This window comes from Allocatenococcus thiocycli (assembly GCF_921292965.1).
GTDB lineage: Bacteria > Pseudomonadota > Gammaproteobacteria > Enterobacterales > Vibrionaceae > Vibrio > Vibrio natriegens.
In genome coordinates this window covers 1-25,888 of sequence record NZ_CAKLCK010000011.1, presented here as the reverse complement: position 1 = coordinate 25,888, position 25,888 = coordinate 1, and the positions used below count along the sequence as shown (strand labels likewise).

At 43.1% G+C, this 25,888-nt stretch carries 24 protein-coding genes, 1 tRNA gene and 1 pseudogene; 16 read left to right on the top strand and 10 right to left on the bottom strand.

Annotated features, from left to right (window positions below; genetic code table 11):
• Nucleotides 1-17: 17 nt before the first annotated feature.
• The 5 genes from L9Q40_RS05080 to L9Q40_RS05060 form a co-directional block, all read right to left on the bottom strand.
• Nucleotides 18-1,199, bottom strand: coding sequence for a BamA/TamA family outer membrane protein (locus tag L9Q40_RS05080; protein ID WP_498792428.1), 1,182 nt, complete (start codon nucleotides 1,197-1,199; stop codon nucleotides 18-20).
• A gap of 12 nt (nucleotides 1,200-1,211) precedes the next feature.
• On the bottom strand, nucleotides 1,212-2,114 hold the full coding sequence (locus L9Q40_RS05075) for a hypothetical protein (RefSeq protein ID WP_498792426.1): 903 nt from the start codon (nucleotides 2,112-2,114) through the stop codon (nucleotides 1,212-1,214).
• Nucleotides 2,115-2,188: 74 nt separating this feature from the next.
• Nucleotides 2,189-3,547, bottom strand: coding sequence for an FUSC family protein (locus tag L9Q40_RS05070; protein WP_498792424.1), 1,359 nt, complete (start codon nucleotides 3,545-3,547; stop codon nucleotides 2,189-2,191).
• 12 nt (nucleotides 3,548-3,559) lie between these two features.
• Nucleotides 3,560-4,423 (bottom strand): HlyD family secretion protein, encoded by an 864-nt coding sequence (locus L9Q40_RS05065; protein WP_014234515.1) that lies wholly within the window; start codon nucleotides 4,421-4,423, stop codon nucleotides 3,560-3,562.
• A gap of 12 nt (nucleotides 4,424-4,435) precedes the next feature.
• Nucleotides 4,436-4,648: a DUF1656 domain-containing protein gene (locus L9Q40_RS05060; RefSeq protein ID WP_014234514.1), complete on the bottom strand. Its 213-nt coding sequence runs from the start codon at nucleotides 4,646-4,648 to the stop codon at nucleotides 4,436-4,438.
• 278 nt (nucleotides 4,649-4,926) lie between these two features.
• Here L9Q40_RS05060 and L9Q40_RS05055 point away from each other — a divergent pair, with 278 nt between their 5' ends.
• From L9Q40_RS05055 to L9Q40_RS05015, 9 genes and pseudogenes are all read left to right on the top strand, one after another.
• On the top strand, nucleotides 4,927-6,105 hold the full coding sequence (locus tag L9Q40_RS05055; RefSeq protein WP_498792421.1) for an ABC transporter permease: 1,179 nt from the start codon (nucleotides 4,927-4,929) through the stop codon (nucleotides 6,103-6,105).
• A gap of 9 nt (nucleotides 6,106-6,114) precedes the next feature.
• On the top strand, nucleotides 6,115-6,921 hold the full coding sequence (locus L9Q40_RS05050) for an ABC transporter ATP-binding protein (RefSeq protein WP_498792419.1): 807 nt from the start codon (nucleotides 6,115-6,117) through the stop codon (nucleotides 6,919-6,921).
• Nucleotides 6,914-7,885 carry an MlaD family protein gene (locus tag L9Q40_RS05045; RefSeq protein WP_498792417.1) on the top strand — a complete coding sequence of 324 codons (972 nt, stop codon included), beginning with the start codon at nucleotides 6,914-6,916 and terminating at the stop codon, nucleotides 7,883-7,885. The genes L9Q40_RS05050 and L9Q40_RS05045 overlap by 8 nt, the downstream gene beginning before the upstream one ends.
• Nucleotides 7,886-7,923: 38 nt before the next feature.
• A complete protein-coding gene (locus L9Q40_RS05040) occupies nucleotides 7,924-8,523 on the top strand; it encodes an ABC-type transport auxiliary lipoprotein family protein (protein WP_498792415.1) in 600 nt (199 codons plus the stop codon).
• Nucleotides 8,524-8,591: 68 nt separating this feature from the next.
• Nucleotides 8,592-11,123: a mechanosensitive ion channel domain-containing protein gene (locus L9Q40_RS05035; RefSeq protein ID WP_498792413.1), complete on the top strand. Its 2,532-nt coding sequence runs from the start codon at nucleotides 8,592-8,594 to the stop codon at nucleotides 11,121-11,123.
• A 414-nt stretch (nucleotides 11,124-11,537) separates the two neighbouring features.
• Nucleotides 11,538-12,595, top strand: a pseudogene (locus L9Q40_RS05030) (HlyD family secretion protein).
• Nucleotides 12,585-13,595, top strand: coding sequence for a DUF2955 domain-containing protein (locus L9Q40_RS05025; RefSeq protein WP_239949405.1), 1,011 nt, complete (start codon nucleotides 12,585-12,587; stop codon nucleotides 13,593-13,595). The pseudogene L9Q40_RS05030 and the gene L9Q40_RS05025 overlap by 11 nt, the downstream one beginning before the upstream one ends.
• Before the next feature lie 390 nt (nucleotides 13,596-13,985).
• Nucleotides 13,986-14,849, top strand: a complete 864-nt coding sequence (gene pdxY / locus L9Q40_RS05020; RefSeq protein WP_498792411.1) for a pyridoxal kinase — start codon at nucleotides 13,986-13,988, stop codon at nucleotides 14,847-14,849.
• A 121-nt stretch (nucleotides 14,850-14,970) separates the two neighbouring features.
• Complete coding sequence (locus L9Q40_RS05015) at nucleotides 14,971-15,870, top strand: LysR family transcriptional regulator (protein ID WP_014234505.1); 900 nt, start codon at nucleotides 14,971-14,973, stop codon at nucleotides 15,868-15,870.
• Between the two features lie 368 nt (nucleotides 15,871-16,238).
• On the opposite strand, the gene L9Q40_RS05010 is transcribed toward L9Q40_RS05015, so the two are convergent.
• Complete coding sequence (locus L9Q40_RS05010) at nucleotides 16,239-17,159, bottom strand: IS5-like element ISVa2 family transposase (protein ID WP_010446562.1); 921 nt, start codon at nucleotides 17,157-17,159, stop codon at nucleotides 16,239-16,241.
• Between the two features lie 83 nt (nucleotides 17,160-17,242).
• On the opposite strand from L9Q40_RS05010, the gene L9Q40_RS05005 reads away from it, so the two are divergent.
• The 4 genes from L9Q40_RS05005 (at nucleotide 17,243) to L9Q40_RS04990 (ending at nucleotide 19,231) form a co-directional block, all read left to right on the top strand.
• On the top strand, nucleotides 17,243-17,527 hold the full coding sequence (locus L9Q40_RS05005) for a copper resistance protein NlpE N-terminal domain-containing protein (protein WP_498792553.1): 285 nt from the start codon (nucleotides 17,243-17,245) through the stop codon (nucleotides 17,525-17,527).
• Nucleotides 17,528-17,678: 151 nt separating this feature from the next.
• Nucleotides 17,679-17,816 carry a hypothetical protein gene (locus L9Q40_RS05000; RefSeq protein WP_329355179.1) on the top strand — a complete coding sequence of 46 codons (138 nt, stop codon included), beginning with the start codon at nucleotides 17,679-17,681 and terminating at the stop codon, nucleotides 17,814-17,816.
• Between the two features lie 10 nt (nucleotides 17,817-17,826).
• Nucleotides 17,827-18,027, top strand: coding sequence for an IS3 family transposase (locus tag L9Q40_RS04995; RefSeq protein WP_080654302.1), 201 nt, complete (start codon nucleotides 17,827-17,829; stop codon nucleotides 18,025-18,027).
• Nucleotides 18,028-18,103: 76 nt separating this feature from the next.
• Complete coding sequence (locus L9Q40_RS04990; protein WP_020335171.1) at nucleotides 18,104-19,231, top strand: AI-2E family transporter; 1,128 nt, start codon at nucleotides 18,104-18,106, stop codon at nucleotides 19,229-19,231.
• Nucleotides 19,232-19,374: 143 nt separating this feature from the next.
• Here L9Q40_RS04990 and L9Q40_RS04985 read toward each other — a convergent pair whose 3' ends face one another.
• Both L9Q40_RS04985 and L9Q40_RS04980 read right to left on the bottom strand, forming a co-directional pair.
• Entirely contained in the window at nucleotides 19,375-19,590 is a 216-nt protein-coding gene (locus tag L9Q40_RS04985; RefSeq protein ID WP_498792408.1) for a hypothetical protein, read from the bottom strand.
• Between the two features lie 401 nt (nucleotides 19,591-19,991).
• Nucleotides 19,992-20,082, bottom strand: a tRNA-Ser gene (locus tag L9Q40_RS04980).
• A gap of 326 nt (nucleotides 20,083-20,408) precedes the next feature.
• Between L9Q40_RS04980 and L9Q40_RS04975 the strand changes: the two genes are divergently transcribed.
• Nucleotides 20,409-21,089, top strand: coding sequence for a MaoC family dehydratase (locus tag L9Q40_RS04975; protein ID WP_014234500.1), 681 nt, complete (start codon nucleotides 20,409-20,411; stop codon nucleotides 21,087-21,089).
• Nucleotides 21,090-21,149: 60 nt separating this feature from the next.
• Here L9Q40_RS04975 and L9Q40_RS04970 read toward each other — a convergent pair whose 3' ends face one another.
• Nucleotides 21,150-21,977, bottom strand: coding sequence for a phosphate ABC transporter substrate-binding protein (locus L9Q40_RS04970; RefSeq protein ID WP_014234499.1), 828 nt, complete (start codon nucleotides 21,975-21,977; stop codon nucleotides 21,150-21,152).
• A gap of 226 nt (nucleotides 21,978-22,203) precedes the next feature.
• Between L9Q40_RS04970 and L9Q40_RS04965 the strand changes: the two genes are divergently transcribed.
• A complete protein-coding gene (locus L9Q40_RS04965; RefSeq protein ID WP_014234498.1) occupies nucleotides 22,204-22,557 on the top strand; it encodes a DUF3024 domain-containing protein in 354 nt (117 codons plus the stop codon).
• A 76-nt stretch (nucleotides 22,558-22,633) separates the two neighbouring features.
• On the opposite strand, the gene rnb is transcribed toward L9Q40_RS04965, so the two are convergent.
• A complete protein-coding gene (gene rnb / locus L9Q40_RS04960; protein ID WP_498792405.1) occupies nucleotides 22,634-24,634 on the bottom strand; it encodes an exoribonuclease II in 2,001 nt (666 codons plus the stop codon).
• A gap of 377 nt (nucleotides 24,635-25,011) precedes the next feature.
• Between rnb and L9Q40_RS04955 the strand changes: the two genes are divergently transcribed.
• A partial coding sequence (locus L9Q40_RS04955) for a universal stress protein (RefSeq protein ID WP_498792403.1) occupies nucleotides 25,012-25,888 on the top strand: 877 nt, incomplete at its 3' end.

Sequence of the window (25,888 nt, the reverse complement as noted above, 5' to 3'; positions counted from 1 at the left end):
TAAACGGTTCATTTCAGTTAAAACGCTTCATTAATTGCAAAGTAAAAACCGCTTTGATCGTTACCAAAGCCCATATCTAAACGCAGGTTAACTCGCTGCTTGATTTCAAATCGGTAGCCAACGCCGACAGAGTAAAGCCACTTGTCTTGACCCAGTTGATCAAATTCCTCAGCCAATGTGCTGGCTCCTAACCAGTACACCATGCCATGGCGACCAGATAGTGGCTGCCGGTACTCCACTTGGGAAATCAGCATGTTTCTGTCGCGATATTGACCTTGTTCGTAGCCACGCAGCGCCTCAGCGCCTCCGAGCATAGCCATTTGATCCCAGCTCACGTCACCGAAATTAGATTCGGCACGCACCTGCCAGGCCAGAACCCCAGGAATTAACGATAGAGCGTGGTAGTCACTGTAATTGAACCTTACACGTTCAAAATCATTGTCTGAGCCTAATTCAGTACTGAAGTTCTGATATTCAAGCTCAATCAGCCTTCCTTTTGATGCATTAAGGGCAAAATCCCGCGAGTCATAAGTCACACTGAGCAAGCCGCCAATGTTACGCTGCGTTTCAGGAAGTTCCGCAAAATCATCACCAATCCAAGGTGTGTTTGTGTTTTCTTGTTTGGCGTTGGACGCTTCATTATGGGAAAACGAGAGACCCATGCCTAAGTAGGTGTTAGGTAATATACGCGTCATACCAGTGATGGAGGCGGAATAACTGCGTCGGTTATAATCGACCCGTTCATTGTGCATTCCTGCGTCAACCCCAAAGCCATGAAATACATCGGGAGAATCCGTTAATTCAGCGTCAACAAATAAACGGTATTGGTCGTTTTTTAGGTAGTTGGCATTATTGATCGATATCCCATAAGCGCCGTTGATTGACCCAAAACCGTTAATGGTAATCGAGCTTGGCTGTGAGTCCATATCGTTGATATCTGGCTTATAGAGACCAACTGCCGACACGCCAATACCAAATTTTTTCTCCGGAGTATAAAAGGGCCCGGGCATGACACTCCAGTCGACGCCTTTTTTAGGATCGAACTGACCATCTGCGCCCAGCTCCAACAATAGATCCTCAAGCCACGCTTGATATTGCTGATACATGGTCTGTTCAAGCTGTTCTGGTTTTTGCTCTGTCTGCTCGGCGAGGGGTACCCCAGACATAAACAGACAAACAAGAGGGAGTGTTTTTTTCATGACTTTCAATACCTAGAATCGACGCCCTAGAGAAAAGAACAGAGTCTCACGTTCGCCAAATCCGGCTTCCATCAAGATCTCCCAGTCTTTGTTAAAGGCATATTGGAATCCAACTACACCGTTCCAGTTCTCGTCAGCAGTTTGACTGACATTGAAGCCGGCATCTGGACTCAAGTGATCGACGAGTTCATGGATTTCTCGCGGTAGATTTAAGCTCTTTAGATCACCAGATAGTTCTTGTTGAACATGTTGATACATGGCACCAGCAAATACACGCAGTTCGCGTCCGCCATCATATTGCCAGCGATACCCGACACGAGGTGCGGCAACGAAGGTTTTAATATTGCCATCAATAGCGGCGATGCTGGTGTAGGTGTAGTTCATATCGAGTAAAGCAAACCAATTTCCTATGCCTCCCGCCAACGTGGTACCTGCGCCATAGGTTCCGCCGTCCATATCCAGCTCAAATACGGCATTGTCCGGTAACTCGTCGCCAGCAGCATCCAGCAACGAGCACAGAGCTTTGTTTCCGATACCGTTCACAGAGGAAGCATCACAGCCGAGTGAGTTAATTTTTGCCGTACTGGTACCTTGGGTATAACCAATAATGCCGTAGATATTCATAAACGGAAAAATCCAGACATCTCCCCTCAGAGTAATATTTGAGCCCGTAAAATCGGCGTGGTTGGCATCAATATCAAGCGCGTCAAGTACAGGGTGTCCTGTCAAATCAATGCTGTTGACTGTAATAGGGTTGCTCATATCCATATAGGAAAGAGAAAGGCCGTAAGGCTTAGGTAGTGAATAGCCTCTCTTTTCAGCTTCATCACCCCAAATAGGGAAAAATGATTCTTGAGCAAAGCCCAATGGGGTAAATAGAACTGTCAAAAAAGCCAGTACGAAGTTTATTTTCACAATAGCATCTCCTCAAGTTAGTCAAATACCTCTTCCTTGAGGAAATTAGTAAATTTATTATGTTTAATGGTCTGTTATTTTAAATTTTGAGGTTTGCAAAATAGATCTGAAAATAACTTCCCAATCAGAAGAAGAATTAAAATATTCGTCAGCATAAGAATTGGCGTTTCAATTTTATATGTTGGAGTCAGGTTTAAAGCGCCAGAGGTAAGTACGACCAATAGATTGATTCCTAGTATTCGATGAATCATCATTTTTGGTGCTGAAAAAACCTCCCAAATCACTATTGTGTTAATGAAGTAGAATAGTGCTAACTGCCATAGTTCGGTCATTAGGGGCATCAAAAACACATACTCCAGTAAAATTACCGTTCCAGTACCTATTACGCCGAAGAAGGCATCTTTGAGTACACTCGGCGGCATTGTCGGCAAGATGCAAGAAAAAGCAGCTGCAATCATTGGGAAAATTGAACCACCAGGTACCGGGAGATAAATCCAAACGAGTAATGATGTTACGAACATCGACACACCATGAAAAACTTTACGTCTATCGTCTTTGAAATGTTGGGTAAGTGTCCGTTTCTTCTGATGAATTGATATTTTGGCACTTTCAGTTTTATTGCTGTTTCTATAGCCGATAAGAGACGTTTGAGGCTTATCTACATAAAAGTTTTCTAATTTTTCTGCCAACACTTTCCATTCAGCGCTGTTTTCATTCGAGTTATTCACTCGACTCAGCAGTCTTTCTTGGATATGAGTCATTTCATTGACTCGATCAAGCCAAACTCGTCTGTGCTGCCTTAGTTGATAGCTGTCCTTTAACGGCAAGTTTAGTAGCTGATATAGCTTATTAATATTTCCCGCATTAGCTTCAAGCGCTTCAATGTTAAAGTCGTGCTTATTTTTTAATGCTTCAAGTAACAGAGTGCGGCTATTTTCAAACTTCTGGATAAAATTTTGTTCGGTATTAATAGGCCAAACAATTCTATAAACAACAGAAAACGTTATTACACCTAGTACCGTTTCTTGAAGACGTAATATTGCGAAGTGAAATATAGTTTGATCATCAAATTGACCCATGCAAGCGACGATGGAGCATACTGTAAAAGCCATCGAAAATATGTATCCATATTTCTCGTCGCTTGACATAAAAATACATAACCCAAGAAACATGGTTAGAAAACTCAGGAACAAGAAAGGATCCTGGGGAAACGTACCAATTAAGAACAGCGCATAAGCGATACCGACTAGCGTTCCCCACACACGGTTGTGTCCTTTATGAATGGAATGGGCATAGCTCTCGTTCAATGCCATAACCACAACTGCAATTGCAGCCCAGTACGGTTTTTCCCACTGGAACCATAGCGCAAGACTGAGCGCAATCACGATAGATAGCGCGACTTTAATGGCTTCTTTGGTAGAGGCATTGAGCATGGTATTTACCTATTAGTGTTTCATGATTTTGATGGATGCTGTCATGCCGACACGTAGCTGTAGACCCTCAGGGATCTCGTCCAGTGTTACCTTGACCGGAATTCGTTGAGCCAGGCGTATCCACTGAAAGTTAGGGTTTACATTAGGCAGGAGATCGTTGCCCGTAGTACCATCTTTTTTAGCGATGCCGAAACCAATACTTTTAATCTTGCCTTCTAACAGCACATCATCGCGCATCAGTAACGTCACGTAGGCTCGGTCGTCTGGATTAATACCCGCTAAGTCAGTTTCTTTAAAGTAGCCTTCAATCCAAAAGCTGTTCTCATCAATAAGAGCAACGACTGGAGAGTTGGCCACCACTTGTGAACCTGCCTGAACATTTAAGTTGGTAATGAATCCGTCAGTTGGCGCGTAAATTTTGGTGTAATCGAGGTTAAGTTGTGCTTCCTCGATCGTTGCTTTGGCCAGTTCTACGTTCGCTGCTGAGGTTTCGACGGCGTTTGCTAAATTGCTTAGCGTTAAGGCCGGTACGGCACCAGGACTACGCTTTGCGAGATTAATGGCGCGTAGTTCTTCATTTTTCGCTTTAGCCAGGAGTGCAGAGGCTTGCTTCTTACTTGCCAACGCTTTGTTGTATGTCGCTTGGTAGATGCTTGGGTCAATCTCAAACAGCAAATCGCCTTTTTTTACTTTTGAGTTATCAGCTACGTATACGTTTGTTACCTGTCCTGTGACGCGCGGTGTTACCGAGATGACATAAGCACTGACTTGACCGTCTCTTGTCCACGGATTATTCGCGTATGTTTCGTAGTAGGAATAGGCCACAGCTCCTGCCCCACAAAGCAATAACAGACTAATTAGATAACGTTTAATCACGGTGAACTTACCTCAGAATATCGTAATAAATTGGCCGATAACGCCAGTGAAAATAACAATTAGACTCAGCTCCGCTATCGCTGGGAACGCCACATGTTTGTGTAGGCCCAAACGAACAGCGAAGGATGTAACTAGTGTGGTCAGAACGTAAGCCAATCCGATCACCAGCAACAATGGAGGGAAGTAAATCTCGCCCCACACGAGTTCATGCGGCATTGGGTTCATGAGTTGTGCCTCAGAGTTATTTGATGGGACAAATATAAAGGAAGTGATCTACTTCAAATAATCGCTTATGTAGGATGACATCCATCATGTTTGGGGCGTGCAACCATCACTCGTTTTTCATTCAGAGGTCGATGCCTTGATGTTGAAGAGGAACTTTTGGTGCATTTCTTTGGCCATTAGTGCGTTTTGAATGGCGAGGTGAACTCATGACAAAGATCATATTCTCCGGAATTAACATGATTAATTAATCAATTAGACTCATCACGACAACTGAAACCTTGAAACGTTGGCTAAGCTTAATCGAGGTAAGTATCCGCAGTTTTTACTCTGTATTGAGTGATTTTTCGCAATGTGGGTGTGTGTTTATTGGTGAGTGGAAGTCTATGAATGAAAGCAATTTAGAAATTGAGTTGGCTGATAGCATTACTTCTGCTGTTGTTGGAGAGCTTTGGGATAAAGCGAACAAGCTTCTCGAATCACACCCAAATTCTCCCATCGTGGTAGACGCGAGCAATCTCACCTTTATTGACATCTCTGGTGTCGCATTCTTATCGGATTTACAGACCCGATTTCGTGCTCCTGGCGCTGAAATTTCCATAATTGGCCTTAAACCTAGTTTGGCAGAGCTTGTACCTCCTGTACCCACAAGGAGTTCGCCTACCACCGTTAGAAGACAAAGTGTTTTTTTTGAGCGTGTCGGGCAAGCAACGATGGAAATGCTCGTTTATGTCGGTTCTGTCGTTAAGTTTATCAAAGAGTGCGTACTGGTTTTTAAGATAGGAATCCGTGGGAGGAAAAACGTCAACTGGGCGACCGTTTCGAATATATCGACAAGGGCAGGGGCGGATGCGGTCCCTATCATTCTGTTAATTGGCTTTCTAATGGGAGTCATCATCGCCTTTGAAATCGGCTTAGTTGCTCAACAATTTGGTGCTGTTCTGTTCGTAGCGGATGGGATTGGGATATCCATGTTCAGAGAGTTAGGCCCATTGATGACGGCGATCGTTTTCGCAGGTCGTACTGGTGCGGCATTCGCCGTGGAGATTGGGACACAGAAAGTCAATGAAGAGATAAACGCGCTGCGCACCTTTGGGATAAGTCCTGTGGAGTTTCTCGTCATACCTCGCATCTATGCCTCCGTTATCGTGCTCCCTCTATTGACCATACTTGCCGACATTGTCGGTGTTTTCGGTGGTGCCCTTGTCTTACTGAAGTTCGATATAAGTTTCGTCCAATATTACAACCAACTTTTAAATGCACTTTCTGCTTGGGACTTGATATTTGGCTTGGTAAAGGCGACCACTTTTGGGTTCATTATTGCAGTCATCGGTTGTGAGCGGGGGTTAGCCACTGGCCAAGGTTCGACTTCGGTCGGCTTGGCGGCAACAAGTGCAGTGGTGAGCAGCATCATATGGATAGTCGTGATTGATGGCTTCTTTACCGTATTACTAACCTGAGGGTGTCCAATGAATTCGGCATTCAATGATCCAGATAAAGATGATGCAGTCGTGGTCACTGGCTTAAAAATGGGGTACGGCGATAAAATCTTGCTAGAAGACGCCAGCTTTAATGTAAGGCGTGGTGAGGTTCTCGTTATCTTAGGTGGTTCGGGCTGCGGAAAATCCAGCCTCATGAAACACATTATTGGTTTGTACGAGCCAATGTCTGGCGACATATCCATTAATGGCAAGAGTATCGTACATGCGGGACAGTCGGAGAAGTCATCCATTCAGCGCGAGCTTGGTGTTATGTATCAGAGCGGCGCGTTGTTTGGGTCATTAAACATATTAGAAAATGTGCGTTTCCCTTTAGATGAATTTACCGATCTCGGTCTGCCAGAGAAAAATAAAATTGCGCGGACATTATTAGAGTTATTAGAGATGGGGCATTCAGCGGAACTCATGCCAAGTCAGCTCTCTGGAGGGATGCTCAAGCGAGCCGGTATTGCCAGGGCCATGGCGATTGGGGCGAATATTTTGATTTTGGATGAACCGTCGGCAGGCTTAGACCCAATCACTGCGGCGAACTTAGATCAAACCATTTTAAATTTGAGAGAGAGTTTGGGATACACATTCATCATCGTGACGCATGAGCTGCAAAGTATTTTTTCTATCGCCGATAGGGCAATCATGCTCGACCCTATATCGAGAAGCATTATCGCTGAGGGGAGCCCTAAAGATTTACGAGATAACAGCAATGACACGCGAGTTCGCCAGTTTTTCAATCGGCAGCCAGATGCACTAAAACAAGAGAGTGAGCTAAGTAATGGATGATTCAAAAGGCAGTTATAAATTAGGGCTGTTTGTGGTTTCGGCGTTAATCTCGCTATTTGTTGTCCTGTTCATTTTGGAAGGAAGGGGCTTATTTGAGCCCAAGATGATAGTCGAGACTTACTTTGATGAGTCAGTTTCAGGACTTGATGTAGGCGCGCCCGTGAGGTTCAGAGGGATAACGGCAGGCGAGGTGGTATCGATTGAACTCTCCGATGCTATCTATGAATCGGATGTACCAAGAGAAAACAGAAGGTCATATGTTGTGGTTCGTAGTGAAATTACTGGCGCTAAAAAGACAGTTGCTGAGTGGGACATGAGTGTTCAAGTGGCCATCGATCGTGGGCTGAGAGCGACAACTCAGTTAGCTGGTATCACTGGCCAACAGTTCCTATCGTTTGACTTTATATCAACAGAGAAAGGCTTGAGCTTTGATTGGACTCCAGAATACCCCTATGTACCATCGACAAAGAGCTCTACAGGTAAAATTGTTTCTGGCATACAGAACCTCATTGACCGTTTGGACGAGGCAGATATCAATACACTGGTAAGCAATATCAATATGCTAATTGAGACTCTCGACGGCAGCATTGGGCAGATAGATGTAGAAAGTCTAAATGTGCAGTTGATAGAGCTATTGAAGAACACGAACCAAATGGTGAAAAGTGTTGATGGCGTGGTTTCGGACGCTGAAATTAAAGCGATCATTTCATCCGTTGCGCAGATCAGTAAAAAGCTAAATACGACCCTCAATAATGGGGGAGAGCTGAATCAATTAATCAATGATTTAGACCGAGCTGCTGTCAGGCTAGACGTCATTATGGCCGACAATCAGTCAGATATTAATTATGTAATAAAAGACCTCAGGGTCACGGTGGAAAATCTAAAGGACTTTTCGGAGACTTTGAAGAGTCAGCCATCTAGCATCATATTTAGTGCTGAGCCCGAGAAGTTGAAGCTGGATTGATAATTTAAACATACATAATCAAACAAGTGTGGTCAGTTATGAATATTAATAAATTACTCCCTTTGATTTTGTGTTCTATTGCATTAGCCGGTTGCAGTATCAGTGAGCCGTTGGAAAGCCCAAAGCACTACACCATCATGCTTGATGAGTCTGACAAAACCTTTTCCCCAAAGTTTGAGTTTTTACTCATTGATAGCGTTCGCGTAGACAGCCCTTTTAATAATACTCAGATGGTTTTCAGGTTATCAGACGTGAGTTTCGAGACGGATTATTACAATCGCTATATATCCGAGCCGAGCACTTTGATCGAAAGTCACTTACCAACCACACTTACTCGTTCTGGTCTAGTTGAACATGCCGTTCCATACAGTTCTGGGGTTTCTACTCCGTTGGTTTTAAAGACCATCGTGACGCAATTGTACGGTGATTTCAGAAAGGACCAAACACCAACAGCCGTAATGGAAATTCAGTTCATATTGGTAGACAGTTCGAGTGTTCGACCAACGATCATCTTTGATAAAAAGATTTTGAGACAAGTGGATTTGTCAGAGAGAACGCCTGAAGCATACGCGAGAGGTTTGGGCGTTGCGCTCACGCAGATTCTCGAAGTTTTGTCAGCGGAGATTAGCCAGGGTTAACCGTGGTAAGTCTATAATCATTTGTGACAAATGTGTTCCCTGATTCTCCGTATTGGTAAGGGGTGGCTGTGATTAGAAAAAAGGAAATTTTTTCGTATGTCGTTGCATTTACGATCATGGTTGTCATGTCGATTTCCATCTACGTTCTTACCTATGAGGAGCAAACCGCCTACTCTAAAGTTTTCAACAGGGAAAACTTTATAGAGAGAGAAATCGAGTATGACCAAGAGAACTTCACCGATACTCATAAGCTCGAAATCGAGCTTGATAAGGTTAAGCTCGAAATCGCCAAAATGTCGACAGATTTGGAAAGAGTAAGTCTGGAGTACGCCGAGCTTACAGAAGAGTTGGAGGTGATAAAAAGTAATCTGGATTGGCTTAATAAAACAACGGAATTCGGAGCTTACACCAGGAAAATGCTGCAAGAGTTGCCCCAAAACGTCGACCTTGAAAGTCTTCAGGATTATCGGGCACAGGTTAATATTCGACTATATGAGATAAGCAAAGCGGAACGGGTTTTGGAGTCGGACAAGCTCCAGGAATTGATTGCATTATATAAAACGCTTTCAACGGCGATAGACACGTTAATAGCAGTGTCTAGTGACTATTCTCTAGTCCTCGAAGACGCCAGAGCTTTCTTTAAAGAACGCCAAGTTTGGACATACAGTAACTCACCGATTTGGGAAAACGTTTTTAAGCTCGATAGCCGGAAACTTTTTGGCGTAAGAGAAGTGATCAGTTCAAGTGTTCAGAGTATCGACTGGTCTAAGGCGCGTCTTTCATTAGTCTATTTTGTTGGACTCTCATTGCTATTGCTGTTTTTAAATTGGTGGTCGAGGTTAAAACTTGATCTTGTTTCTCAGCGGCAAGAAAAGGTATTTGGAAATCCGTTAAAAGACAGCTTTTCAAACAGCATCATTGTGTTGTTGATAACATTTGTTGCGTCGTCAATTCTACCGATATTTTTCTTTACCTGTGTGTGGTTTATAGATTTCATATGGGCACGCCATCCGTCAATTCTGTTCGATGAGGTCATGGTTGCCAGCTTTATTCTCTTATGGAGTGTTGGTTTTCTCTATCACTTGAGCAGAAAGAAAGGGGTGCTTGAGTTGCATTTTCGGTGGTCAACGGAGGTGTGCCATACGATTCATCATCGAATACGAGTGATAATGTTTCCCTTACTAGTCATTCTGGTTTTCTTCCATTTTTTCCGTTTGATCGCTCAACAAAATGATGCCGAAATTCTACGCATACTCTATCTGCTGGTGGTCATTCTGCTTTTTGTGCTTTACAAGAGCGCGTTAAATTTAGGCGATGTTAATGCTCACCTGCCTGCTTTTTTCCAATCTGGAATGGGGCTCTTTGTTGTTTATTATTCGATACTTGGTTCATTTTTTGTGGTTATTGTTATGGCCATACTGGGTTTGTATATTGGGTCGTGGAAGATACTTGTTCTTCAGCAGCTCAATATATTTGCGTTAACCGGGGTATTATTGGTTTATCAGCTGGGTGAGCGTTGGTTGATTCTAGAGCAACGACAATTAAGTTATCAGCGCTTTCTTGCCAAGCGAGAGGAAAAAATTGCCCGGGAAAGCGAGGGGTTACCTGAAGATGCCATGGCTTTTGATGCTGAAGACCAGGGTTTGGATAAGGCATCCATCAGCGAGCAGTCAATGGCGTTGTTGAAAGGGCTGAGTCTGGTCTTGCTCGTGACTGTTCTTTCGACGGTATGGTCCAGTCAGCTGGAGTTAACCAACTGGATGGACAACGTTGTTTTATGGCAGGTGACTCAATCTTCGGGGGCCGATGCTGAAGCGATAGATATCACAATGAAGTCCTTAGTCTATGCGTTACTGACTTTAGTTGTAGCTTTTGTGAGTATCCGTAACATCCCGGGTCTTTTAGAGTTGTTGGTTTTACGCAGGATGAGTCTGGCACCGGGAACTGGCTACACGATCACTACATTACTCCGCTATGTGATCCTGATGCTCGGCATAACTATTGCCTTTACGACAATCGGAGTCGAGTGGGAGCGCCTGCAATGGCTGATCGCGGCAATTGGTGTTGGGTTGGGTTTCGGATTACAGGAAATTTTTGCCAATTTCATCTCTGGCTTGATTTTGCTGTTTGAGAGGCCAATAAGGATTGGCGATACAGTGACGATTAACGAGCTCTCTGGAACGGTAAGCAAGATTCAAACGCGTTCAACAACCATTATTGATTGGGACAATAAAGAGATTGTCGTCCCCAACAAAGTATTTATCACAGACAAGCTTATCAACTGGTCCTTAACGGATTCTGTTACTAGGGTCGTGATCCCTGTTGGTGTTGCCTATGGCTCAGATATAGACCTTGTTGAAGACTTATTATATCGAGCCGTGGCTGATACTCCGCTTGTGTTGAGCGTTCCCGCACCACAAGTTTATTTTCTGAAGTTCGGCGATAGCAGCTTGGAGTTTGAGCTTAGACTTTATATCAATTCAATTGATGACCGCTTGCCAACGCTTCACCTGGTTAACAAGAAAATTAATCAGTTATTCAAAGAGAATGAGGTGGAAATCTCTTACCCTCAACTTGATCTGCATATAAAGGAAAAATAATGAATTTTCATTCACCTTTCTTACACGAGTGACGAATTATATTCAGTAAGAGGGTGGTTTAGCGTTCGAATTTATCACAGTCAGCTCTTTTGGAGGATTCTGCCTACTAAGTTCTAAGTATTTCATTCCAAATAGATGTTTAATAAATGCATGTCGAGCTAATACGGTTAAGTTTCTGATAAACTAGAAATGTTGGTGGTAAGACAAAATAGAGTTTTCAAATTCGGTTTAGTGCGTCAAATCTTCGAGGGGGGAGTATGAAAAAAACGCGGTGGTATATTGTTCTATCTTATTAAAAACAGCTTAGTTAACTTGTTTAACTCTAGTGTATTTGTTAATTGAAGACTTTGTATAACGCTTATTATGATCCACTCTTCAGTTTACGGAACCTACCAAAATAAAAAGAAGTAGAAAATGTCAAACACAGAAAAATCGTCAAGAAAACTAAGCATATACATTATTACATTGGTGTTGTTTATCTGGCTGTATAGCCTTTGGTCTGATCGAGTTACGCCAATTACCAGCATTGCGAGAGTACATTCGTATTTAGTGCGTATCGCTCCGGAAGTAGCAGGAAACATTGTTGACGTTAATATTAAGAACAATCAAGTAGTGCGAGCTGGTGATGTGCTATTTAAGATTGACGCGAGAAACTATGAACTCGCAGTGCGTGAAGCTCAGGCTAATTTGGCGATCGCCGGGCAAAGTATAGGGGCGAGTACTGCTGCCGTCGAGGTCGCACAGGCGAAGGTCGTCGATGCGCTTGCGGCTAGAAATAATGCCAGAGAGCAAGCTGCACGTATTTCTGAATTGGCATCACGTGGCGTTCTTAGTAAGTCCGAGCGAGACAACGCCATTGAAGCGAAATCACGAGCGCAAGCTTCATTGGAAGCCGCTGAAGCGTCTCTTGTTCAGGCTAAACAAAATCTTGGCCCCGAGGGTAACAACAACCCTCAAATATTGGCGGCAATGGCCAGGCTTGAAAAAGCACAGTTGAATCTACAAAAAACGTCTGTTGTCGCACCCTCTGACGGTATTGTGACCAACCTTCAACTTACTCTAGGCCAGCCAGCTTCTGTCGGCACGCCGATGCTGACGTTTATTGATCCCAGAGAGATTTGGATTTCAGCTTTAGTTCGCGAAAACTCTTTGGAATACATAAAAGTTGGGCAAACTGTCAAAGTTGTATTGGATTCACTGCCGGGCAGGGTATTAGAGGGCGAAGTGTATAACGTTGGATGGGGTACAGGAGACAGCAATAATATAGATGCAAACACTGGGTTCATTCGTGCTGACACGACCTCTCTAAATGCTCAGCGATACCCAGTGAATATTGTGTTTAAGGGTGTGCCGCCAACATTCGTTATGGCTCTCAAGCAACGGTAGCGTTTTACACCGAACAAAGTTCGTTAGGGGAGTGGTTAGCGGGACTATGGATGAGAATTGTTAGTGTATGGACTTATGTTTCGTAGCAGCGTTAACCCAGTAATAAAAATAGTATTTGCGCCAATTTTGCTACTTTTCTATTTAAAGTACATTGGTCAGCCTTTACCTATTTTAGCCCCTATGTTCGTGGTCATACTGTTGACCACGTTACCTGCAAAGCCACCAATTAAAATGATTCTACAGGTTGTTGTTGTTATTTTATTTGTTAGCTTTGTTGTGGTTTTCTTTGCGCGAATTTTGTCCGATACCCCAACTGGTTATGCTTTGTTCTGCTGGTCTTTATTTTGTTGGAGTTACTACCGTAGTCATAAGAATCCACAAGACATCATTTCAACATTAACTTTGATTGTCTTGATTATTGCAACGGTAGTAAGTAAACAGATGGACTTTGCAATTAGCGGAGTACCGTTAGTTATCTTTAAAGCGTTTTTGATCGCGATAGTTGTCTTCTGGTTATCTCACTTCTTATTTCCTGGTGAGCAGGAAGATATCTTGCCCGATGAAGGCATTAAAGGGAGTGAAGCGCATTTAGGGATTGCGATGTTTAAGGCTACTGCGATGAGTATCGCTTTGGCGATTTTGATAGGTATTGGAAGCTCTCAGACAATGCTTATTGCGATTACCGTTAGCAGCATGATTAAACTTCCCATGTCCTTTCATCAAAGGGATTTTAGCGCTCAAAGGTTAGTAACCACAGCAGCAGGCATTTTATTTACCTTACCTATCATGCTGTTATATGGTTTTGGAGCACCTTATTGGGTTGTGCTGGGCTTCACGTTGTTTTTGGGTATCCAATTAGCTTGTTACGCAATTCGTCGTCAAAGTCATTCTACGATTTATCAATTATTGTTCACCAACTTTGTGGTTATCACTTATCAAATTATTAATCATGAAGGCGTGGATTCACTTTCTTCAGGGTTCAAGCGTTTAGTATCGATAAGTATCGCTATTTTCATAGGTGCGTTGATATTGAGGCTAATAAATCACAGCCCAAAAGACCCAGAACCAACAGAGAAACTTAATTGACGTGTATTCATCCACTGTGATGGATGTTGCCGTTCATAATTGGGTCGGTATCAGGAGTAAGTTTGAGCGAGAGAGGGAGTGCTACTAACTAACTTCTATTGCAACGAGCTAATTAACATAAAATTCGACGAGTTAAAGTTTTTGAGTACCGAATCGACTTATGTAGGATGGAGTCCTACATAAGCGATTGGTCGAGGGAGCTCTTTTCTATAATACTGAGTTGAGTTGAGTTGAGTTGAGTTGATTGATGGCAATCAGCCGGTTGAGGCGGGTTACGTTATTAACGCTTCGCAAGTTCAAGTATACGAAGCTAATTAATCAGTTTTAGTGCATGTGAAATTGTAAGAATTAATCTGGTAGCGGCTATTAATTAATAATTCAGGTTTATTTATGAAAGGTATTATCTCCATTCAAGCTCATGTTGTGTATGGGCATTCAGGCAACAGTTCTGCGGTATTTCCTGTTCAGCGAATGGGTATAGATATGTGGCCAATCCATACTGTTCAGTATTCTGACAATACTCGCAGTGGACAAGTGAACTTGGGTAGTACTTCACCCACCGATAATATTCGAGCATTGATTGATGGGTTGGACAGCATCGGGCAATTATCAGAATGTAGTGCAGTGATATCGGGGCATCAAGCTCGCTCAGTGGATTGCGATTCAATTTCTGAAGCGGTTATTCGAGTGAAGAATAAGAATCGACAGGCACTTTATGTTTGCGATCCTGGCCTAAACAATCCTGCAATGAGTGGCACGGTCGACAAGTCTGTTCAAGATAAATTGATGGGTGAACTGATGCCAATGGCAGATGTACTTGTTCCGGACCAATTTGCATTGGAGAAATTTACTGAAGTATCGATCCACAGTGTCGAGGATGCTGTTGAGGCCTGTAAAAAGGCGCTCTCAATTGGCCCTAAGATCATCCTTGTGAGAAATCTACAGCTTTCGAGTAATCCTGTTATCAACATGATGCTGGCGACGCCAAAAGCCATTTATCTGTGTCAAAGACCGATGATGGACTTTGAAGGTGACATGAAGGGCATCGGGGAGCTAATCACGGCAGTTTTTGCTGCTTGTCTTGTCAAACGTATGTCTCCAGTCGCTGCATTTCGTCACACCAACAACGCCATCTACGGTGTTCTTGAATTAACTGGTGAAATTGGCAGCTTGGAGATGGAAACTATAGCGGGACAGTGGGAGTTTATTGAGCCAACCTACGACTTAGAAATTACAAAGCTAGCGGTGTTATAGCGAATAATGAGAAGAGGGAGTCGGTGCCTTAGAAGGAATAATGCATCCTCCTGAAATTAATGCAAAAGTAACGTCAATTAGTGTTATCTTTTAGTATGTATGACACTGACTGGGAAATGATATGACTTTTAACCATGAGCAACTGTTGGCCTTTGTCACTGTGTACGAAGAGCTGTCATTTAGCAAAGCAGCTGTCAAACTAGGTAAACACCGCACTACAATGAGCCAAGTTATCGCTAACCTTGAAGATCAATTAGCCATAACGCTGTTTGAACGTCTTGGACGTTCGGTTGAACCTACTGAAGATGGTCATTTGCTTTATCATTATGCTAAGAAGACGGTTGAACAGGCACGAGTATTTGAAAATATCGCGTTAAGCTTGTCATACGGTGGTTTGGAGCGTGTTGTTATCGCCTATTCTAGTTTTATGCCTCCTGAAGCTTTATACATGATCCGAAAACAACTGGCTCAAGATTTTCCGACAATGAGCGTGGAATTACTGGTGCGAGATCGTTCGGAAATTAAGCAGGGCATTGTAGAGGGCTCGATTCATTTTGGGCTGGTTAACGTACACGAAAGCAGTGCGATTCACAGTATGGACGCGGTCTTTTTAGGTCATGTTGAATTTGTTCCTTATGTACAAACGGGTGGCAGACTGGCAAAGATGAATAAAACATCTGTCGTGGATGCGTTGGTTACGGAGCGTCAATTCATATTAAAGTCTCTCGTAGATGAGGGATTGAAAGAGAAATTCGTATTTTCAGCTAATAATGAGCAAGTGGATCAACTCTCGGTTGTGACACAGATGGTCAAGGAAGGGCTAGGATGGGCATGGTTACCTAAAGCTCTAACAAAGCCGCAGTTCAAAGTTGAAGGTATTGAACCTGTCACTCTCGACTTGATGCTGGAAGGCATGAAACTGCCTCTGTCAATGTGGTGCCCGCACGCTAAATATCTAAAAGAAATTAAAGCGTCAATAATGAACGCGATACATGAACACGTTGAGTCATACAATTATTAGCGAGTTTAGTGAGTAGGAGAGAATATATATTCTTCTAACTGCTATTTTTGTACTTGTCTGTTTTGTAAGTATATAATTGGTACGTTTTAAGCCAGTCACGTAAGTTGTTTTGTTGTATTTCTTTAGGGTGATAAAATGATTGCTTTAATAGTAAAATATTTGGCTATCTTTGTGTATATATCTACGTCAGTCGTTTTATATATTTAGTGAATGCCTGTGTTCATTATCATCTCGTTTATATATAAATATTGCTTTTAATTTGTAGGAAATAATAATGTTAAAACATATTTCAATAGCTGTTTTATCCTTAGCTGGGCTTTGTTGCGTAATTCAGACGAGAAACCAAACCTCCTAAAGTTGAGCGACTTTTATACAATATACTGAGTTTCAGGCATACCAAGCCCTGTAAGTTTGTTCAGTGCTTTGATCATGGCGTAAGTCTCGCCAACCTGAGCGTTGTAATTTCTTAGACTTAATTTCCCACCTAGCAACTGTTTTACTCGGTACATTGCGGTCTCTGACAGAGAGCGCTTATGATAGCCATACCGCTTTTTCCACTTCTTGTTGGAGCCGTAGAGCTTCTGGCAACCTACCGCTAAGTTACGAGGATGCCCTTGTTCCCAGAAGGCTGCTCCTTCTCTTGGCGGGATGAGCGGAACAGCTCGCTTGATCCGTATGGCATCATGGCAATTCCTTGTGTCATAAGCGCCATCGCCTGATATCTCAATGATTTTACGACGTGTTTGCTTGAGTAAGTTGGGGAGCACTTCGGCATCAGTGACGTTAGATAAGCTCAGCTCTGCTGCGACTATTTCGTGGGTGCTTGTATCTACCGCGATATGCAGCTTACGCCAGACTCTTCGCTTCCCATCAGTTCCATGCTTCTTGACCTTCCATTCACCTTCGCCATAAACCTTGAGGCCAGTGGCATCAATGGCCAGATGTTGTATTGCTCCTCTGGTTTTGGTTTTAAATGAAACTTCAACTTCCTTAGCTCGGCGGCTTATACAGGTGTAGTGCGGGCAAACAAGCGGGATGTTAGCCAGCTTAAATACGGAGTCTAGAAAACCTTGCAGCGCTCTCAAGGGCATAGAGAAAACGCGTTTCACCATCAGTGCGGTAGTAATGGCTAAGTCGCTGAATCGGCGAGGTCTACCACGCTTGCCTTGTTTGTTTTGCTTCCACTCAGCTATCGCTTCCTCATCAATCCAAAAGGTCAGAGAACCACGGTTGATTAAGGATTTATTGTACTGCTTCCAGTTAGTTGTTTTGTAACGAGGTTTAGGCATGAGGCTACGACGATTGATGGGCGTAGCCGCTCAGATCGTAGTTTCTTGATTTAGTTCCATCGAATTACGCAACAAAGCCTGGCATCTATAAAGGTAGCGTTCCATGTGATGACTGTGCTGTTACTAATTTATTTCTGGAAACAAAGCAAGATGGCCAATACTTAATGTCTCGCAGTTACATTGATAAAATGAGCGCTACAGCGATGGAAGAGGGTGAAATTCACTGGAATAAACAAGGTAATATTATTCAAATAGGTGAGTATCTATTCCTCGTTACGGAGAATAAACTTTCACTGGTTGATAAAAATGGAAAGCTTACACTAGACGAAGACGGAAATTCGCACGAGCTTGACAAACAAATCGATTAATATCTAACTAGGTTTTGATACAGACTTATTTACTATAAAAATAAGTATGTACTCAAATAAATTACTACAACTAAAAGTTAACCCACCTTCTCCCCTTAATCTAGTCCAGTCTACACTTAGTAATGTTCATCCAACCAAGGAGATGATGAACATGAAAAAGCAATTCAATGAACAAAAAATTATTACCATTTTAAAGGAAGCGCAAGCGGGGATTCCCTCCCGAGAGCTAGGCGGCAAATACAGGATATCGGATGCAACGAGCGTCAATGAGATATCAACGTCAGGCTAACCACTAGGATATTACGCTCCAGACTCGTATTAAGAGCCAGCATTGGAGCGACGTCGGTTCTCGTCATATCCACCGCCTTCTGAGGCGAGAACGGGTTGATGTTAACCATAAGCGAGTTTGTCGCTTGTACTGTGAATTGGGCTTAATGGTTATAAAACGGAGCCGTAGAAAATCACTCCCGCTCAGCTCTGGGTTATCTGACTTCTTCTGAGCTATCGGGGGCAGTAAGAACGCAAACCGTTTAATTAGTGGTTGGAATAAAAGTTTTAAATATAAGGGGCTACAATGTGAACAATTCAAATGAGAACCTAGAAAAGGTACTAGTGAAGGCATTCAGTACTTCATTGATACGATTCTCAGCTATTACGCTTATTGTCATAGTTTGCTGGTGGGCGTTTTTACCATTTTTACCTATTTTGCTTTGGGCTCTGGTATTGGCGATTGCACTTTACCCGATTAAGTTGGGTATTGAGCATAAGTTGGGCTTAAGGTCCAGTCGAGCGGCGACTTTAGTCGCTGTAATTGGAGTGCTAGTCCTTGGAACTCCGACCGCTATGGTTGGTAACTCATTTGCGTCTAAAACGTTGGAGACAGTCGATTCTTATCGAAATGGCACACTAGTTGTGCCGACGCCAACTGACAGCGTGAAAGAGTGGCCTTTGGTCGGGGAAAAAGTATATGAAGCCTGGGATGAAGCCGCAGTCAACCTCCCAGACTTTGTAGAGAAACATCAGCCTCAAGTAAAAAGCATCTTTGGTTGGGTCTTTGATAGTGCTGCAGGGGCAGCTAAGAACGTATTTGTATTGATAGGTGCGGTGATCATTGCTGGGATAATGTTAGCTTGGGCTGAACCCGCATCGGCATCAATAAGTAAGATTTTCATTAGTTTTACTGATCCAGTCAAAGGCCCCAAGCTTCATAAGTTAACAACCGCAACGCTCAGGCAGGTCGCTATTGGTATTATAGGCATTGCATTTTTAACAGCGATGGTATTTGGCGCTGTTGTTGCGTTAGCAGGTGTTCCAGCGGCTGCTCTGTTTACCTTAATAGCTTTAATTCTTGCTATCGTTCAGCTTCCTGTGACCGTTATAGCTCTGGTCGCTGTTGCGGTATTGTGGTCAGGGGATAGTGGAACGGCACACAATGTTATTTTCACGATATTACTGATTGCTTCGAGCCTGATAGATAATTTCTTAAAACCGATCATTCTTGGAAGAGGGTTAGATGTACCAATGCCAATAATACTCATCGGTGCTGTTGGCGGGGTTATGTCTGGCGGAATACTGGGTATGTTCGTTGGTGCGGCATTTTTAGCAGCAGGATATCAAGTATTTATGCAATGGGTAGAGGATGAAAACACGCAAGTTTTAGAAACCATGGAAAAAACGGAATCCAAAAATAAAGGCTCTGAATAATGTGCGATTTAGTGTCCTTCTGGTGGCAGGTTATTAATCCGAAGTTTTAAGGTAATAAAATTTTCTAGTCCAATTCGAGTCAGCGAGATCTGAGTTGACTCGTTTGTGTCTTTTTTTCATTTAGATTGATACCAATAGCGAACCTAAGCGTTATTAGTTAAGGCAAAATTGATATCTTTCTTAAACACTAGTGCGGCAAAAAAGACAAAGTTAACAGGAGGGAAAAATGCGAAGATCAATGAGAATAATGCTGCAAGCTTTGCACGAGATAACTTACGCTTCCCTAAGTAGTAACCAGCCACCATGTTCCCTATAAGATATAGTGAGAAGATTACTGCTCCAATTATGATGTGTCCCATTCCGCGCTCCTATCTGATCATCAGGTAGAATAAAACTCCAGATGTAAATCCAACAACGCTTAGGTTATTACTCAAAAAAATACTAATTTTTCCCTTCACAATTAAATCCTTTCGTTGGTTAATCAGATATCAACAGTATTAACGTATTCATTTAATTGTCAAATTTTGAATGGTTGCTAAAAGTACAGGCAGGAAGCTGCTTTTGGAAAATATACATAGCAAACGGTGGAGGTGTTTCAATATACCTCTTCTAATCTGGGAGCAAAGATTGAGAGTTATACGTCTAGATCGGTTCTGTCTTACTTCACTTCATTGCTGTAGGAAGACATGAGCAAGAAAAACTACGTGGGTCAGAAATGAAAAAAGCCGCTGATAAATCAGCGGCTTTTTTCTATGAATAGTGGCGGAGAGATAGGGATTTGAACCCTAGATACGCTATTAACGTATGCCGGTTTTCAAGACCGGTGCTTTCAACCACTCAGCCATCTCTCCGTTGTGGGTCGTATAATAGTGACAGTGCTGAGGCTTGTAAAGCCTTGAACTAACGAAAAAGAACTGTTTGGTTGTTTTGTAATCATAGGTCTATGCTGTGATAGGTCCTGATAAAGAAATATCTATTAAAATAGGGCATTTTATAGAGTTTTTACTTTATCTCACTACTTTTCAATAAAATGGTGTTTTATTGCTATCTTTATGAAAATAAAGAAATAATCACCTTTGAGTATACATGTGTTCGCCCGAAAGTGTTTGCATCAGTTTGTGAACTAATTCAAAATTAACTGGTATAGCCAGTTGAGCTTAAATTTCTAAGGGTGTTTATGAAGGTCACAAATCTATTTAAAGACAAAGTTGATGCGATTTCTGCACATCAATCCGAGTTTATGAATTGGATGTCTCCAACGCTACGCGATTATTGGAGTGACTTTTTGGATAGAGCCCAGCACAGTTTCTTATTCTCGAAAGTGCGCGATCACCAGCAGCCGGCGATTAACGAAGAAGTTGCGCCTCAACCTGAACCAATCGTCATGGCACCGGAAGCTCAAAAGTTATACCAAGAGCTCAGTGAGAAAGTCGGTGAAGTCATTCACGTTGGTGATTGGGTACATGTGTCTCAAGAGCGCATTAATCAGTTCGGTGCAGTCACTGAAGATATGCAGTGGATTCATACTGATCCTGAGCGTGCATCTGCAGAGTCACCGTTTAAGACGACTATTGCCCATGGGTTCCTGACTTTGGCGTTGCTACCAAAGCTGACAGACTCGGTTGATCCAGACAAGCCATTGTTCCCGACGGCGAAGTTAGTTGTCAATCTTGGTCTGAACCAGGTTCGTTTCCCTTATCCAGTAAAAGCGGGCAACAACGTTCGTGCTGTAAGTACACTGACCAAAGTAACGCCAATTAAGAAAGGCCTTGAGATTGAGCGTGAAATCAAAGTGGAAATTGAAGGTATCCGTCGTCCGGGAGCGGTTGTCGTTTCTGTTATTCAACTGCATTTCTAAACAACAGAAAGAACAAAAAAAAGAGAGCATATTAATGCTCTCTTTTTATTTATTGATTATCTATTGATCAAACTTTTTCACAGGCGTGTAGCCGTATTCAGCCACGGCTTGTTGGCCTTCTTCTGATTTCAAAAATGCCACGAAGTCTTTACCGGCTTGGTCCAGTGCGTCGACTTTGTATAGAACTAAGAAAGGTCGCGCCAACGTGTATTTGTGGTTCGCGATGTTTTCAGAGGTTGGCTCAATACCTTCAAACTGGATGGCTTTCACTGAGCGGTCGACCGAGCCTACCGAAATAAACCCAATTGCACGCGTGTTATGGTTTACGATCGTTTTCACCATGCTGTTGCTGTTTACTACCAGATTATTAGGGCTGATATCAGACACTAAACGGTCGTTTACGATTTTGGTAAGACCCATTAGGCTTTCGAAACTGTAACGTGAGCCTGAAGATGCTTCACGAGTCACAACTGCGATTGGTTGATCGTCACCACCGACTTCTTTCCAGTTTTTAATTTTGCCTTTGTAAATATCAAATACCTGCTGTTGAGACAGGTTTGCTATAGAGTTTGCACGGTTTACCACGATTGCCAAACCATCATAAGCGATTGGAATAACGTTTAGGTCTTCTCCTTTTTCGCTTTCTGTCAGGTATCGGGAGCTCATCCCAATTTTAACCACACCTTTGTTCACCATGGTGATGCCCGCACTCGAGCCAATGCCTTGGACAGCGATGTAGTCATCAGGGTGCGTTTTATTATATTTCTCGGCAAGAACATCCATAACGCGAGCAACGGAAGTCGAGCCAGAGATATTCACCTCTTTCGCCATAGCGGAAGGAAGAGCGATGGCCATGGCTAGCAGAGTCGCCACAGTAAAACGTAACATATTAAACTCCAAAAAATGGTATCAAGCAGCGCACATGATATTTCGTTGAGGTTACACTTTTGTGAATTTACCGGTCCAGAAGTAGGGAAATGCCTTCTTTTCAATGCGCTTTATTTTTGCGAACATCAGATGTTACTCACTCGCGCGTGAAGAAACAAAAGGGCTAGAGTGCCTCTTTTCGTTGGGGTAAGGTGTATACTAAGAACTACCTATCAGGAGATCTTTCATGTCAGTGTCTCAAATGGCAACCAGCCGTTTATACAAGTTAGTTCATTCACTCTGTTCTGCCCGCAATGCGAATTTACCCGTAGAGCAGGGCAAGTGTTTGTATGAACCTGTAGAAAATGGTGTGGAGCTTCATCGCGCACATTTCCTGCTAGATTCACAGCACAGTGAATATACGTCTCCAGTAGCAAAGATTTTGTTTGATGTGCAAACGCAACTTTGGCGTTTTTATGTGCCGAGTTACCAAACCGGTGACTTGAAATGGGTACCTTATGAAACTCTGCCATACAGCCAGTCCCTTGAAGTGTTACTGGGTGAACTAGAAAGCGACCCTCAGGCGTGTTTCTGGGAGTAGTGTTTTAAATATTTTTTCCGCTGAACATTAAAAAAGGCGCTTTGATAGCGCCTTTTTCGTTTCGGTTTATTCAGTGTTATTCAACCGTTTGTTCCGTCTGTGCTTTTGGCGGTTCAGCGAACACTTGCGTCGGTTTAGCAACTAAACTGCGGTTTTCCTGGTTCACATCTGCCAAGACAACTTCTAGCGTATCGCCCAGCTTGTACACCACTTCTTTATCGATGGAGATAGTACCGTTGTCACCGTTGCACTCAATGCGTTCTTTATTGTCAACAATGAGTGAGCCAGGAATAAACGCTGCGGCGCCGTTTTCAAGCAGGCGAACACGCGCACCAGCACGATTGATATCGAAAATTTCACCGATGTAGCGAGTTTCTTTGCTTGGCTCCTCAGCAAGAGTACGAGCGTAAAGCCAGTCAGACACATTACGCTCCGCAATTTTGTGGTGCTTACGGTGTAATGCCAGTTCTTCTCCGACTTGATCATCAGGCTTTTGAACAGGTTCTTTGTCAAGAATCACCGCTTTTAGCATACGGTGGTTGATCATATCGCCGTATTTACGAATTGGAGATGTCCAAGTCGCGTAAATATCTAGGCCCATCGCGTAGTGAGGAAGTGGCTGATTGCCGACTTCACTGTACGCCTGGAACTTGCGGATGCGGTTATCCAAGTATGAAGTTTCCTGAGTAGACAACCAACGACGTAATGCTGCAAAGCCTTCCAGTGTCGCGATAGTGTCCGCTGTGAAGCCATGTGTACCTTCTGGGTCAACTAATTGCACAACTTCTTCAATCTTCTCTGCTTTGAGACCAGAGTGAGTGTTGAACACGCCAGTTTCAAACTTATCGCGAAGCGTGCGGCCAGCACAGATATTCGCTGTGATCATCGACTCTTCTACAAGACGGTTTGCACTGCGACGCATGTCTGCATGAATGGCAATAACGTCATTGTCTTCGCTCAGTTCGAAACGGTAGTCCGGACGATCCGGGAATACAACCGCATTTTTTTCACGCCAGTCGGCACGAGCAACGGAGAAGTCGTACAGGTCACGTACGATAGTTGCGATATCTTCCGATGGCTGCCATTTATCAGAGCTGCCATTTTCGATCCAGTCTGATACGTGGTCATAAGCAAGACGAGCGTGAGACTTAATGTTCGCAGCAAAGAAGTTGATGTTATCACCAATCACACCATCTTTACTTACGCTTACGGTACAGCAAAGGGCAGGGCGAGTTTCACCTTCAATAAGAGAACATAGGTCATCAGCAAGATCACGAGGCAGCATTGGGATGTTGCGCCCTGGCAAGTAGATCGTGTAGCCACGCTCACGAGCGACTTTGTCCATTTCATCTTCTGGCGTAATGTATGCGGTAGGATCGGCAATCGCGATGGTCAGTTCAAAATCGCCAGATTCTGTTTTCTTCGCATGCAGCGCATCGTCCATATCTTTGGTGGACTCGCCATCGATAGTTACGAATGGAACGTGAGTTAAATCAACGCGGTCTAATTCCGCGTCGTCTTTTAACTCCCAGTTCTCAATACCAGCAGGCTCAGAGTTTGGAAGATCGTTTTGTGCCAAGGTTACCCACCATGGTGCGATCTTATCGTCAGCATCCGTGATTTTTTCAGAGATTTCTACGAAGAAAGAGTTGTCACCTTTAAGAGGGTGGCGAATAAGATGGCCGACAACCCAATCACCTTCATTGAAGTTATCTGGCTTTTGGCCTTTCTTTAGTTTTGCTTTTAGCGACAACTTTTTCAGTTGAGGGTGGTCAGGAACAACATTCAGCTTACCTTTGAACATTTTTACACGGCCAATAAAGCGAGTAAGTGACTGTTCTAGCAGCTCTTGTGGCTCTGCAACTTCACGTTCATTCTCTGTACGAATAATGGCGACTACTTTATCGCCATGAATGCACTTTTTCATGTACGCAGGTGGAATGAAGAAACTGGTTTTGCTGTCCACTTCAAGGAAACCAAAGCCTTTATCTGTTGCTTTGATTGACCCTTCTTTTTTAGGAAGGTTTTCTTGGATTTGCTGCTTAAGTTGGGCTAATAGCGGGTTATCTTGAAACATCTTGATTTTCTATCTGATTGTTTTTAATAAATTTATTTTCTTTCCCCAAGCCTCTTTACCATTCTTTCCTAAAAAGAGAGCGAACGTAAGAAGGCATTCGGCGGTCGTAATAAATTTACCGAAAGAGTTACTGCGACACATGTTACTTGGCATAGGAATGATTGTATAGTGATCATTGTGTTCATAAAGGTATTGAGCCGCGCTTTTCTGGTTAAGACATCCAAGTATGTTCTTTCTTCTAAAAAACGTAACACATGGAAAACAAGCCTGTACTAGGCTCAACGATGGAATGGATGTTTATATTTACTCGTCGTTACAATCGTTAACTAGAAAAAAAGCACCCATTGGTTAAGATTTAATCAACCAAGGAGGCGTATATGAAAAGGTTTGAGAACATTCTTTTTGCGACCCAAGGACTTCCTGGGCATAGTGACGCGCTAGGGCAAGCCATTAGAATCGCATCCAATGATCACGTTCAAGTGTCTGGTCTTATTGCTTGTCCTGACTTTCCGAGCCACTTGGTTCAATATCAGCAAAGGTATGAACAGTCTCTGTATGACTCTTTACTGGCAAGGGTAGAAGCCTTGCGCATCGAATATGGTGCCTCTAAAGAGCAAGTGCCGTTTCCTCTTTCTGTTAAAAGCAGCGTGCAACCCGCTGTTTGTATTATTCAAGAAGCCATTGCTCATGAGCATGATTTGATCATCAAAGAGGCTGAACCTATTGATGAAGGGTCAGAAGGTTTTAAAGCACTTGATATGACGCTACTGCGAAAATGTCCGTGTGCGGTTTGGTTACATCGACCAATCAATAAGCCGAGAAACAAACGACGTATTGCTGTGGCGATTGATCCAATGAGGACGAGTGACGAGCAACACGCCATGTCAATACGATTATTAGCGCTGTCCCGTTCGATCGCTGACACGTGTGACAGTCGGCTTCATATTATTTCTTGCTGGGAATACTACTTGGAGAACTATTTAGACGACAATGCTTGGATACAAGTCGATGAGACAGAACTGGAGAATGAAGTTTCCCACGCCAAAGTGAAGCATAAGCAAGCGTTGCAAAGCCTTATTGATGAGTCTGGTATTTCTGGTGAAATGGTGCTTCACCTTCTTCACGGCAAACCGGATGACCAGATTCCTGATTGTGTTGATGAGCTAGAAATTGATGTGCTTGTTATGGGCACGCTTGCTCGTACCGGCATATCTGGGTTCGTCATTGGTAATACCGCAGAAAATATCCTGCAAT

Excerpts from the sequence above, each read along its gene's own strand:
- pdxY (WP_498792411.1), top strand. The coding sequence starts at position 13,986 with ATGAAAGGTATTATCTCCATTCAAGCTCATGTTGTGTATGGGCATTCA.
- L9Q40_RS05010 (WP_010446562.1), bottom strand. The coding sequence starts at position 17,159 with ATGCCTAAACCTCGTTACAAAACAACTAACTGGAAGCAGTACAATAAA.
- L9Q40_RS04970 (WP_014234499.1), bottom strand. The coding sequence starts at position 21,977 with ATGTTACGTTTTACTGTGGCGACTCTGCTAGCCATGGCCATCGCTCTT.
- L9Q40_RS04975 (WP_014234500.1), top strand. The coding sequence starts at position 20,409 with ATGAAGGTCACAAATCTATTTAAAGACAAAGTTGATGCGATTTCTGCA.
- L9Q40_RS05025 (WP_239949405.1), top strand. The coding sequence starts at position 12,585 with ATGTTTCGTAGCAGCGTTAACCCAGTAATAAAAATAGTATTTGCGCCA.
- L9Q40_RS05015 (WP_014234505.1), top strand. The coding sequence starts at position 14,971 with ATGACTTTTAACCATGAGCAACTGTTGGCCTTTGTCACTGTGTACGAA.
- L9Q40_RS05040 (WP_498792415.1), top strand. The coding sequence starts at position 7,924 with ATGAATATTAATAAATTACTCCCTTTGATTTTGTGTTCTATTGCATTA.
- L9Q40_RS05050 (WP_498792419.1), top strand. The coding sequence starts at position 6,115 with ATGAATTCGGCATTCAATGATCCAGATAAAGATGATGCAGTCGTGGTC.
- rnb (WP_498792405.1), bottom strand. The coding sequence starts at position 24,634 with ATGTTTCAAGATAACCCGCTATTAGCCCAACTTAAGCAGCAAATCCAA.
- L9Q40_RS05070 (WP_498792424.1), bottom strand. The coding sequence starts at position 3,547 with ATGCTCAATGCCTCTACCAAAGAAGCCATTAAAGTCGCGCTATCTATC.
- L9Q40_RS05060 (WP_014234514.1), bottom strand. The coding sequence starts at position 4,648 with ATGAACCCAATGCCGCATGAACTCGTGTGGGGCGAGATTTACTTCCCT.
- L9Q40_RS05000 (WP_329355179.1), top strand. The coding sequence starts at position 17,679 with ATGAAAAAGCAATTCAATGAACAAAAAATTATTACCATTTTAAAGGAA.
- L9Q40_RS05045 (WP_498792417.1), top strand. The coding sequence starts at position 6,914 with ATGGATGATTCAAAAGGCAGTTATAAATTAGGGCTGTTTGTGGTTTCG.
- L9Q40_RS04965 (WP_014234498.1), top strand. The coding sequence starts at position 22,204 with ATGTCAGTGTCTCAAATGGCAACCAGCCGTTTATACAAGTTAGTTCAT.
- L9Q40_RS04985 (WP_498792408.1), bottom strand. The coding sequence starts at position 19,590 with ATGGGACACATCATAATTGGAGCAGTAATCTTCTCACTATATCTTATA.
- L9Q40_RS05080 (WP_498792428.1), bottom strand. The coding sequence starts at position 1,199 with ATGAAAAAAACACTCCCTCTTGTTTGTCTGTTTATGTCTGGGGTACCC.